This is a genomic window from Rhodococcus sp. JVH1 (genome assembly GCF_000280725.2).
GTDB lineage: Bacteria > Actinomycetota > Actinomycetes > Mycobacteriales > Mycobacteriaceae > Rhodococcus_F > Rhodococcus_F jostii_A.
In genome coordinates this window covers 8,021,113-8,031,895 of the sequence record NZ_CP166289.1, presented here as the reverse complement: position 1 = coordinate 8,031,895, position 10,783 = coordinate 8,021,113, and the positions used below count along the sequence as shown (strand labels likewise).

9 protein-coding genes and 1 pseudogene are annotated in these 10,783 nt (G+C 67.9%); 6 read left to right on the top strand and 4 right to left on the bottom strand.

The window, feature by feature from the left end; all coding sequences use genetic code 11:
- Nucleotides 1-357: 357 nt before the first annotated feature.
- Together JVH1_RS37630 and JVH1_RS37625 are read right to left on the bottom strand one after the other, a co-directional pair.
- Nucleotides 358-1,134, bottom strand: a complete 777-nt coding sequence (locus JVH1_RS37630) for a VOC family protein (protein ID WP_009472486.1) — start codon at nucleotides 1,132-1,134, stop codon at nucleotides 358-360.
- A gap of 941 nt (nucleotides 1,135-2,075) precedes the next feature.
- On the bottom strand, nucleotides 2,076-3,266 hold the full coding sequence (locus JVH1_RS37625; RefSeq protein WP_009472489.1) for a Fic family protein: 1,191 nt from the start codon (nucleotides 3,264-3,266) through the stop codon (nucleotides 2,076-2,078).
- 338 nt (nucleotides 3,267-3,604) lie between these two features.
- Here JVH1_RS37625 and JVH1_RS37620 point away from each other — a divergent pair, with 338 nt between their 5' ends.
- The 5 genes and pseudogenes from JVH1_RS37620 to JVH1_RS37600 form a co-directional block, all read left to right on the top strand.
- Nucleotides 3,605-3,919: a hypothetical protein gene (locus tag JVH1_RS37620; RefSeq protein WP_043777267.1), complete on the top strand. Its 315-nt coding sequence runs from the start codon at nucleotides 3,605-3,607 to the stop codon at nucleotides 3,917-3,919.
- A gap of 149 nt (nucleotides 3,920-4,068) precedes the next feature.
- Nucleotides 4,069-4,452: a hypothetical protein gene (locus JVH1_RS37615; protein WP_009472492.1), complete on the top strand. Its 384-nt coding sequence runs from the start codon at nucleotides 4,069-4,071 to the stop codon at nucleotides 4,450-4,452.
- Between the two features lie 92 nt (nucleotides 4,453-4,544).
- Nucleotides 4,545-4,799 carry a hypothetical protein gene (locus JVH1_RS37610; RefSeq protein ID WP_009472493.1) on the top strand — a complete coding sequence of 85 codons (255 nt, stop codon included), beginning with the start codon at nucleotides 4,545-4,547 and terminating at the stop codon, nucleotides 4,797-4,799.
- Nucleotides 4,800-5,345: 546 nt separating this feature from the next.
- The gene (locus tag JVH1_RS37605; RefSeq protein WP_009472495.1) at nucleotides 5,346-5,996 is read left to right on the top strand and encodes a hypothetical protein; all 651 of its coding nucleotides are present in this window, start codon (nucleotides 5,346-5,348) and stop codon (nucleotides 5,994-5,996) included.
- A 264-nt stretch (nucleotides 5,997-6,260) separates the two neighbouring features.
- Nucleotides 6,261-6,557 (top strand): annotated as a pseudogene (locus JVH1_RS37600) (hypothetical protein); the annotation flags it as partial.
- Nucleotides 6,558-6,864: 307 nt separating this feature from the next.
- On the opposite strand, the gene JVH1_RS37595 reads toward JVH1_RS37600, so the two are convergent.
- Entirely contained in the window at nucleotides 6,865-7,320 is a 456-nt protein-coding gene (locus JVH1_RS37595) for an SDR family oxidoreductase (protein ID WP_009472498.1), read from the bottom strand.
- Nucleotides 7,321-7,617: 297 nt separating this feature from the next.
- On the opposite strand from JVH1_RS37595, the gene JVH1_RS37590 reads away from it, so the two are divergent.
- A complete protein-coding gene (locus tag JVH1_RS37590) occupies nucleotides 7,618-9,120 on the top strand; it encodes a wax ester/triacylglycerol synthase family O-acyltransferase (RefSeq protein ID WP_009472499.1) in 1,503 nt (500 codons plus the stop codon).
- 958 nt (nucleotides 9,121-10,078) lie between these two features.
- On the opposite strand, the gene JVH1_RS37585 is transcribed toward JVH1_RS37590, so the two are convergent.
- Nucleotides 10,079-10,498: a DUF1931 family protein gene (locus JVH1_RS37585; protein WP_009472502.1), complete on the bottom strand. Its 420-nt coding sequence runs from the start codon at nucleotides 10,496-10,498 to the stop codon at nucleotides 10,079-10,081.
- Between the last annotated feature and the right edge of the window lie 285 nt (nucleotides 10,499-10,783).

Below are 10,783 nucleotides of genomic sequence, written 5' to 3'. Positions count from 1 at the left end.
ATGTCGAACCAGTCCTCGTGCAGCGAAAACTCACCGCAAGGAGGCCGATCCCACGCCCAGACAATCGCTCCACGAGTGAGAATTTCTCGTGAACGGCCGGCCGGCCGTTGACGCGCGTGTGCTGGCAGGCCCCCTACTTCGGGGACCGTCACCACCTCGACAGGGCGTCGGTGGTTGGTCGTGACAGGGGCAGCGCGGGCATCTCGGTCAGGGCGTTCATCGCACGACCGGGCTGATCGGGCCGCCGTCGTGGAGCAGCGCTGCCGCCTCGTCCGGGCACCCCGGCTGGCGGCCCGCGATCACCCTCGGCGCCACCTCGCACGCACCAGCTGTCGGCGGGTAGCCCGACGGGAGCGTCTACCCCTGTGCACCCGGCAGCGGGGAACCCACCGTGAACGTCGCACCGAACGGATCGGTGACATCCGCGGTCCGCCCGTACGGCATGTCCGTCGGATCGTCCACGGCGCCCCCGCTCGCCCGCGCGGCGGCGACGACCGCGTCGGTATCGACGACCTGGAAGAGCGTGCCCCAAGCGGACGCCGAGGCGGCCGGGTCGCCCACGATGCCACCGATCTCGTGCCCGTCCGGTCTGCGCAGAAAGGTGAAGTCCACGCCGGGCAGGTCGTCGTTCCCGTCCAGGGTGAAGTCGAACACCGCCGCGTAGAACTCCCGCGCCGGGCCGGGATCCGGGGTCACCAAGTCGTTGCGTAACAACGTGTTCGGCTCGTTCACGAGCTCGCAGCCGACGTGTGCCCGCCCCTGCCACAGGCCGAACTGCGCCCCGGACGGATCCCGCACCATCGCCATCCGACCCTGGTCGGCGATGTCCATCGGCTCCATCAGCAGTGCGCCGCCCGCGGCGGCGGACCGAGCGACCGTCGCATCGAGATCGTCGGTCGCCAGGTAGACGTTCCACCAGAACTCGGTGGCGTTCTCGTCGGGATTCGGCATCAGCGCGGCGACCTTGTTGCCGCCGAGCAGACACATCGTGTACCGCCCGTACTCCTCGGGACCGACGTCGAACTCCCAACCGAAGACCGACCCGTAGAAGGTCATCGCCCGGTCGAGATCCGGGATGCCCAGGTCGATCCAGGTGGGGGTGCCGAGTGGCTGATTCGTCGTGACCGCGCTCATCGCTGCCCCTCAACTGTCGGGTACCCACTCGACGCTAGCCCGCGCCACCGACATTCCACGGCAGAGCCACCGGGCTTCGCCGTCGCGCTCCGCGAACCGATGGCACCTCCCGTTCGGTCCGCGTTCCGCCACGAGCACACCACTGAATGGCACACTGCGCTCATGCCCGCCGCCGGCCCATTCGCGACCGCTGGGACGGACTCGAAGCCAGATCGCAGATCGCTGCTCGGCCACGGTCCCGCCACACCGGTCCGCGGGCGCCTACTGCTCGCCTTGATCGCCTCGGTCGCGGCCACGCCTCGACTGCGCGAGGACGCAGTCCGGTACTATCTCGCCGACGACTTCGCACTCTGGCTCGAACGCGGACCAGGCCGCCCACCCGGCCCCCGGTCGACGACGGCGCCTGAACACCGGACGCCGACGAGTACCCGGCACGGTCGCAGCAACACCGCCGCCGGTTGTCAGCACCCGGCCGGGTCGGCACCATCAGGTATCGCAGAATTCTATTGTTCCTCACCCGAACCCAGCGGACGCCGCGCGCACCTCGACACCACCGAACGCGTTCATGCTGCAGTGGCACCAACGACGGGCGTTCAGCGCCTCCGCCTTTCGTGTCCTGCCTATATCTTTCGTGTCCAGGATCACCCGCGCCGCCCTCGGTGGGGCTTGCCATCGCCGCCACGTCCGTGACCCGGCAGAGCGCCAGCCGACAGTGGCAGGTTCTGCGCTACCGTGTATTTCGTTGCTGCTGCGGAGCTCTCGCCGCCGGATCCCGACCCAGCAGGAGCAACGCATCACGCCCTCGCCGCCGGCGCTGCTCAGGCATCGACAGCCACCAACGATGATCCGGATCGGCCAACACCTCCGCCGGGGCCCTAACCGAGCAGCACCCGTCGCCGCGACGGGTGCCGAGGGCGCAGAGCGGCGGGCCCTGCGGAAGGCTACAGGTGCTCGGTGGTGCGCCTGCCGATGGTGGTGCTCAGGGCGTCGAGTTCGGCGAGCACACCGGTGGCGGCCCAGATCTGGTTGCGCTTGCTCTCGGACAGCACCTCGAGCACCCCGGCCGCGGTGAGCCGGCCGAGCGCGCGGTACGCGCTGGCGTCGGTGGTGCCGGTGATCTGCTGGGCGGTGTCGGCGCCGAAGATCGGCGTGCCGAGGAGGGCGTCGATGATCTTCTCGTCGGCGGAGTTGCTGCGCGGCCGCGCGATATCGCGCCAATAGCTGGGGAGTTCGGCCAGGGCGCGGGCAGAGTCCTGCGCGGCCTCGCTGGAGACGATCGCCGCGCGGGCGACGTACTCGACGAACCCGTCGGCATCACCCGCTCGGTAGCGGGTCAGGTGGTCGAAGTAGCGGCGGGTGTCGGCGAGCATCACCGACGCCAACGGGACGGTGACCCGGTGGGTCAGGCGGCGGCGGCGCAGGATCGCGCTGATCAGGGCGCGGCCGATGCGTCCGTTGCCGTCGGTGAACGGGTGGATGGACTCGAGCTGGGCGTGTGCGATCGCGGCCTGCGCGAGGATCGGCAGGTCGGTGCGGTTCGCGAACTCCAGCAGGTCCGCCATCAGCTCGTCGACCAGTTCCGGTGGCGGGGGCACGAACAGCGCGTCGATCGGGGTGTAGTCGCTGCCGCCGATCCAGTTCTGCACGTCGCGGAATCGGCCGGAGTCGCGGGCGGTGTAGTAGTCCGGTGCCATCAGCAACCGGTGCGCACCGAGTAGGGTGTCACCGGTGATCGGGCCGTCCCCGGCCGCGTCGACCATCGCGATCAGGGCCTTGACCGCGGCGAGCTGGGACTTGGCCTCCGCGCTGGACTTGCCACCGGCCAGCGCCTTGCCGAACGCGCGCCAGCCCGCGTCGATGTGCTCGATCTTCGACGACGCCACCGACTCGCTGCGCAGCAGGAAGTCCGACAGCGGCGCCAGGTGCTCGCCGAACCCTGCTTCGAGGCGGGCCACCGCGATGACCGCCTCCTCGTGCGCGCGGGCAACAACACCGACCAGATCGCAGTCGAGGGCGCCGATCATCGGCGGGATCATCACGTCGACGGTCTCCAGGGTGCGGTCCGCGCGCGAACCCTGCCGATGACGCGGGTTCCAGGGCCGAGTCTCGATACGATGCTCCGGCCAGATCACAGACCTTCTCCCCCTGGTTCGGTGCAAACGTAGACAACAGACATCTTAGCGTACTTTTACTACCTTAAACGTAGTCAATGACGTTGATTGGTATACGCACGGCGGCAGGACACCCACCCCCGCAGGTCGGCGCCTGATGTCGTCCACGCCCGGCAGATCACCGCCCGGTCGGGTGACACCGTCACTCGTCGAACCCGACCCCGCACCGTGCCCCGAGCCATGCCGGAACCTGACTTCGCCGCGACCGAAACAACCTGCCCGGATTTGCCGCTCGTTCGAGAAGCTGATGGCGTTCGGCCGCCGCGACGAATGGTCTGACCACACCATGTCCGCCCACAATGATTCGGCACATCCTTCCAAACCTTCTGCGGGACTTAACGGGCAAGCGGTCAGGCGACGACAGGTCTGACGACAACGCCGACGACAGCTCAACCCCTCGCGTCCCGGTCGCGGTGGTCGAGTCGTTGTTGGCCGCTCCCGATGCGCTGACACCCGCACAACCTGAAGAGCTTGTCGCGCAGGCGCGCCGCGTTCAGCGCGAATGGCAGATTCGGCTCCGCAACCTGGGCTACTTCATGGCCGACGACGGGGTGTTCTTCGGCTCGACCATCCTCGACACGGTGTGCAGCACACTCTTCTCAGCCGCACCCTGAACAGCCTCTACAGCGGGCCGATCACACCGTTTCCACAACCGCGGGGACGACCTCGACGGATTGCATACGGCTCTGGCCGCCGCGTTCAAGGAGGTCGAGATCACCGTCGCTGTGTTCGCCGCCCGCCGCCCGCGACGTCCCGGCAGCTGATGCGCCGCGCGGGACCGCTGGCCGCGGTAGTCATCGGGATCGCGGTCTATCTGGCCGCGTTCATCTCTCACCCCCCACAGGAGATTTGCCGCGGACACCACCGCTTCCCCGAGGACGTGCTCAACCAGTACGGACTCGTCATCGCCGAACAGCACTTCAGCCGAGCAAAGATGCCCACCGTGGCCGCGCACTGCACCCTCCACCTCGTCTCCGGCCCCCGAACCACCCCCACCGTCTTCGTGGTCGATTGGCACGCGACCGGACTGGCCCTCGCCGGTGTCGTCCTCGCCGCCGGCGGCGTCTGGCTCCGGTGGCGATCCCCGATCCGCAGCACGGACCGAACGAGTTGGGCCGGAGCGACCGCACCGCCGCGCTGCCTGTGATCCGCCGTTGCCGCCTGCCGACCGAGAGGAACCCCAGTGCCGACACCCGAACCTGACGACCAGACGACCAGACGATCGTCAGTCTGAACGCGGTGCGTCAGAGGACAACCGACGACCTACTGTCCGGGCACGTACCACTGACGTCGCTGCTGTACCGCCGACGCGACCGAATCGCCGCCGACCTACTCGTCTCCGACGTCCTCACCACATACATGCGCGGTCACGGGATCGGGCCGGCCGGGGTCATGGTCATGCTCGGCATCGCCGACGACGCCCGGGCCCGCGACCTGACCGCCGAACAGCGCGGGCAGATCACCGACGCGATCGCCGCGACGAGCGAGCGATAGGGGGCGTCTATCTCCGCTGTCCAGATGGCACTACTCGTCCGGGTCAGGACTCGACCGGGACCCACCGCTCCAGGCGGGCATGGCAGGGGAACTGCCCCGGGGAACGTCGCCGCGCATCGACTCGATCACCGTGTCCTCGCCGTCGACGCATGCGCGTGCGGATGGATCTGGCGGAGATCGTCGACCAGAGGCGCTCACCGAGCACTACGCCGCCGACTGCATGCCCTGCCCGCCACCGGAATCGCTCCACAGCTCCCCCCTCCGAAGCCGAGGTGTGCACGGGCAGAGTTGGCGGCAAGAGCGCTTCTGGTGTCGAGGACAGACATGCCCACCCTTCGTTGTTGCACCAAATTTGCACACCACTGTGGAAGTCCCGATCCGACAGCGAGCGCACCCCGGAAACTGTCAGCGTCCGATCCAGCACCCGTCGCCGAACCCGCAATCCGGTCCGGCGCGGCGTTCATTCCCGTCGCCTGCCGCCGCCGCACCATGGGCGAACTGGTAGACAGACCAGATGTGGTGGAACGCTCTGATCAGGAGGCCCCGATGCCACGACCATCATCATGGGTGAGGACGACGGCCTCCGCCCTCGGTGAGGAGCTGGCACGGATCGGTCTGACCGTCCCCGCCGACCGACTCGAGGACCTGCTCACCGACCGAGTCGCCGCCGTGGCAGAGCGGATGCACATCACCGAACGCACCGCCCGCCGGTACTTCGATCCTCACGCACTGCGCACCCTCGCCCGTGAACTGGCCCTGCGCATCAACGATGAGGCACCCGGCGCCGACCTGCTGACACTGCCCCGCACCATCGCCATGCCCCTGCCCACCCTCGGTGCGACAATCGCCGCCCTCGTCGAGGTCGCCGCCCTCGCCGGCGCCGACACCGGTCCCGACGAGCCGGCGACAGCGATGTCGATGATCTCCACCCTCGGCGTCCTGACCAGAGAACACGACGGTGACCTTCCCACTGTCTGGGTGCCGGAGCCGCTCGTCGTGCGAGCGGTGCGGCTCATCGAGAACACCGCCGACCTCGTGCACCACGGCTGCACACTCCCACCAGGCGTCGCCGAGGACGTACGCCCCCACCTGCGGAAGGCACTGAGCGACGACGCCGCCCGGCTACGGGCACTGACACCCGACACCGGCCGACGGACCGGCCCGGGCCTGTGGGCGGTTCCCGACGATCCCCGGTGAACACCGCGACTGCCCCGAAGGCATTCGTGACACAGAAACGCAGGAGAAACGAGATCTTCTGGGTAGTGGCTTCGGTGGCTTCGGTGTCTTCGGCCGGTTTGCTCACGGACAGGTTGAGCGTGGGCAGCCCGTACTCGTCGGTCGGTGTGGTCCCGGTGACCACACCGCCGCCCGTCGAAGTCAACGCTGCCGCCCGTGCCGATGGACGTCACCCATTCCGCGCCTTTCATTGTCGAGGTGTTGCGTCGACCGGTTGAACCTGGTCGGTTCCGTTCCGGAATGTTCGTAGAATTGTTGGCCTGCAATGGCTTACGAGTTTCTATGAGAAGGTTGGGGCATGGGTGACAATGCGGCGATGGAATCGTTCTTCGCGTTGCTGCAACGCAATGTCCTCGACCGTGGCCGCTGGAGCAGCCGTGAGGAACGACGGTTGGCGACCGTCGGGTGGATCGAGACGGCCTACCACGGCGGCGCCGGCAACGCGGTTTCGGTCGACTGAAGTGCTGCCACACAATCATCACCGGCAGCTGGAAAAGACCGCCAGCAGCGGCCCCGCGATGACGCCCAGTGAAATCCGCAGTCCTTTCCACCCATCATCCGCAACACGCCTCCCGATCACATCCGGGACCCGACATATTCCCAGATCAGAGCATTCGCCCGGGCCACGGCTCTATCCTGTCCATCCTGCGACACTCGCCGTCTCACGTCAGGACGAGGACCGACAGGCGTCCGCGCGGTGAGAGAGCGCGGTGACCTCGACCGTACGATTCGCGTCGTTGATCAGATACAGCCTTTGACTACTCGAGACCGCCGTCGCTCTGGAGAAGTTGGGCGTTGATCCCTCCGCCCTCCGCCGAGCAGAGGAACGTCACCAGATTCGCGCAAGTCCTGCGGCATACCGAGGCGTCCCAGAGATGTGCAGGTGATCATGTGCGCCTTCTGCTGTTCGGTTCATCCACCCGGTGTCGGTCGGTCCGGGATTGATCGCGTTACAGGTCACTCCCAGATCGGCAAGCTCACGGGCGGCGGCCAGCGTGATCCGGTCCATCGCCCCCTTGCTCGCCCCACAGGCCAGGTTGCCGACGGTGTGATCGCTGGTCAGGCTGACCACCCGCCCGGTACCGTGCTGACCGCGAAATCGCAGCCCGTACCCCCGGATCAGCAGCCACGACGCCCGCGTACTGACCGCGAAGTGCCGATCGAAGCTCTCCACCGTGGTGTCCAACCGGCCGGAATCGACCGACTCGCAATGGCAGAACACCAGCGCGGAGACGTTTCCCAGTTCGCGCTCGACGCTGTCGAAGAGCCGATGGGTCAATCCCACTTCTCTCACGCTCCCCCGGCGGAGGTTCTTTCCGTACTCGGCGCGATCGCCGAGTTCTCTGGTGTCCGGACACGCCGGGAGGTCCGCACGAACCCTCGCTGTTGCCCGCGTGCGGCCGCACCGGCGGCGCAATTCGAAACTCGGTGTGCGCCAATTCGAAATTGTCGAGCGAAGCTCAGCGCGGATTCGGTCAACGAATTGCGTGGGACACCACGGGGGCGCGCCGCGGCGTAGCGTTGGGGTGACGCCTTGTGGGCTCGCCCAGCACGTTGGCTCACCCAATCCAGGTAAAACCTTATGCACCAGCTCAGTTCACTCGATGCGCAGTTCCTCGACGCCGAGACATCCACCACCTGCACCCATGTCGGGATCCTGAGTGTCCTCGGCCCCACCACGCCGGGTGGCGGGCTCACGGTGCAGGCCCTCCGGGGGCTCGCCGATGGCCGATTACACCTGGTGGGGCCACTGCGGTGGCGGCTACAGCAGGTACCTCTCGGGCTCGACCGGCCCTACTGGGTGGACTCCGAGTTCCTCGACCTCGGCTATCACATCCGGGAGGTCACCCTGGCCGGTCCCGGCACCGACGAACAGCTCGCCGAGCAGATTTCCGGTCTCGCGGCACGTCCACTGAGCCGCGACCGGCCCCTGTGGGAGTGCTACCTGGTGAACGGGCTCACCGGTGGCCGGCAGGCGATCTACACCAAGGTGCACCCCGCGGTGATCGACGGCCTGACCGCGGCGCAGGCTCTCGCGGTGCTGATGGACACCACCCCGCAACCCCGCACGGTGCCGCACCGGCTCAGCGACGAGCAGTACCAGGCGGCCGGCGCCCTGGGGATGCTCGGCAACAGTGCCTGGCATCTGGCACTGTTGCCCGCGCGGCTGATGTGGTCCACACTCCGGCTGGCACCGCACCTGCCCGAGCTCGCCGACGCCCTCACCCACCCGGGCGCGGACCTGCTGGGCACACTCGCCCGGAGGCTGACCCCGCGCACATGGCGGCGGCCGGCCGACGAGGCGACGGCCGGGGCACCGGCACCACCCGACACCCCATTCCCCGGCCCCGACACCGCGCGCCGACGGTTCGCGTTCACCTCGCTACCGCTCGGCGAGGTCGATGCGGTCAGGACCGCGCTGGGGTGCACCGTCGACGACGTGGTGACGGCGCTGTGCACCACCATGCTGCGTCGCTGGCTCATCGACCACGATGCCCCGCCAAACACGGCGCTGGCCGCGGCCATGCCGATCGCGCGGCGCACCGACGCACAGTTCGCGGCCGCCGGCCATCGACTCTCCCTCCTGCCCATCGCCCTTCCGATCAACGAAGCCGACCCGGCCCGCCGCCTGCACAAGGTGCACACCTCGCTCACGGCGGCACCCCAACGTTTCCGCGCCGCCCCCGCCACCCTCGTCCGCGACGTCGGTGCCGCGCTGCCGCGAGCACTGCGCGGTCCGATCTCACGCACACCGCTGCGGGCACTGACCATGCCCACGCCACCGGTCAACCTGATCATCTCCCACGCCGCCGGCCCTGCTCGGCGGCTGTATGCCGCGGGCATCGAGGTAACCGGGAACTTCCCCGTCTCCGCCGTCAGCGACATGGCCGGCGGCATCACCATCGCCGCCATGTCCTACGGCCGGCACCTCGACGTCGGCATCATCACCTGCCGAAACCTCGTCCCCGATGTGTGGGACGTCACCGGCCAACTACACCAGGCCCTCTCCGAACTGACCGCGTGCACCCGCAACGTCCGATACCTGCGCCCCGCCCGTCCCCCGCACCGACCGATGTCGAGGTAACCGCGCTCTCGTCATCGGCACCACCATCTACCGACCCGAAAACGCAAATAGTCCCGGCTCTACCCGGAGGCGATTTTGCGTGGAGGCCGTCCTGTCGAGACGATCCTTGGGCAGGAAGGATTTTCGAGGTTGGCGCGGCGCTCCATTTCCGTCTACGAGGCCGACCGGCTTCAGCCGGGGCCGGCTACCGGAACGCCGCGTCGGCAGTTCCTCGAGGGGAACGGATCGTCGCCACTGAGCGAATCGGTGATCTCGCGATACGCCGGTGGTGGGGCGGCGGCGGCAAGTATGAGTTCGTCCGCGCAAAGGTGCCGGATGCGGCCGTTGGCGAAATGCACGGTCGAATCCGATACTGCCCCAAGGCTTCCATCAGCATGCGGATCAGGTCCAGATGGGAACCCTCCGACCGAAGGGGTCAGGCGGCCGGAGGATCCGGGCTCTCGCGCGGGTTTGCCGTCCGAGGCCACGCGGCAGCACGCGCATCGGATACCCCTATCCGACCGGTTCACTCCTCGAGCCGACAGGCGCATCGGTCCAGCGCACCGAGGGCGCCTGCCGATCGCATCGGTGACCAATGTCAGGGGCACGGGGATGGGTGCACGGCGACTCGCCGTGCACCTCACCTGTTCCCACGAGCAGCCTGCGGACGTTCGACGGTCACCGCAACGTCGACATGAACATCACGGGGCGCCTCCGGACGGAACTATCCCATCACTGAACATGGAATGCGCTGTGCCATAGCCAGATTGACCGGACAGGCGGTGAACGACACGATGCCGATGCTGTCGTCGACGCGTCGGACCATCCGGCGCATCCTGCCGCCGCACCCGATCGGGTATTCACCTCTGCCGGCCCGGGCACTGCGTTTCACCCGCAGCCTCGGTCGGCATCGGCACTTCGGCGACCCGGGACGGGACAACCCTTCGGTCTCAGAGGTAGAGGTCGAGAGGGACACCGATCATCGAGCGGTGTCCGACCGTGGGCGCGCACCGTCTTCACCTCGGGATACGGTGCGGAAGGTCCGCGCGAACCTCACGCGCAGCCCGCCGGTGGTGTCGCGGGCAGCCACGACCGGGGTTTCGGTCGCGAGCATCCGGTCGAGCGACGGATAGCCGGCCAGCCACCCGAGGATCGGCTCGACTGACAAACGGTGACCTGAGCCTCGCGGAACAATCGCTGTTCTCCTGTAAACCCATGTGATCGGTATGTCCGTACAATCGATGATGTTGTGGCGAAGGGCCGCGGCAACCGCCGCGGCGACGAAGAGCAGATCGCATATTCTCCTGGCGCCAACCTCGCCGAACCGGCGACAGTCGCCCCTGCCGACGCCGCGAGCGGCCACCACCCGAAAGCTGTCCTCGAACTGATCGAGCGTCATCTTCCATCCCACCCCGGGTGGCCGGCAGGGGAAAGTCGCATACGTACAGCACAAGAGCCACAAGCCTCCCGAGGCGGGAGCCATGACACGGCATCACCCCGATGGGGCCCACACCGCCACCGCCACCGCCACCGCCACCGCCACCGCCGAGGATTGGACACTGGACCGCCTAGCGCAGACACCAGGCCATCCGCACTACCCGTCAAACCAAGGTGCCCGGTTTGTTGTCCGGAACGAGCCGCAACCGAGACCCCACGACACATCGACAACACAGAAATTCAGTTT

Coding starts and splice junctions, on each gene's coding strand:
- JVH1_RS37615 (WP_009472492.1), top strand. CDS start 4,069: ATGCGCCGCGCGGGACCGCTGGCCGCGGTAGTCATCGGGATCGCGGTC.
- JVH1_RS37620 (WP_043777267.1), top strand. CDS start 3,605: ATGATTCGGCACATCCTTCCAAACCTTCTGCGGGACTTAACGGGCAAG.
- JVH1_RS37585 (WP_009472502.1), bottom strand. CDS start 10,498: ATGACGCTCGATCAGTTCGAGGACAGCTTTCGGGTGGTGGCCGCTCGC.
- JVH1_RS37630 (WP_009472486.1), bottom strand. CDS start 1,134: ATGAGCGCGGTCACGACGAATCAGCCACTCGGCACCCCCACCTGGATC.
- JVH1_RS37605 (WP_009472495.1), top strand. CDS start 5,346: ATGCCACGACCATCATCATGGGTGAGGACGACGGCCTCCGCCCTCGGT.
- JVH1_RS37590 (WP_009472499.1), top strand. CDS start 7,618: ATGCACCAGCTCAGTTCACTCGATGCGCAGTTCCTCGACGCCGAGACA.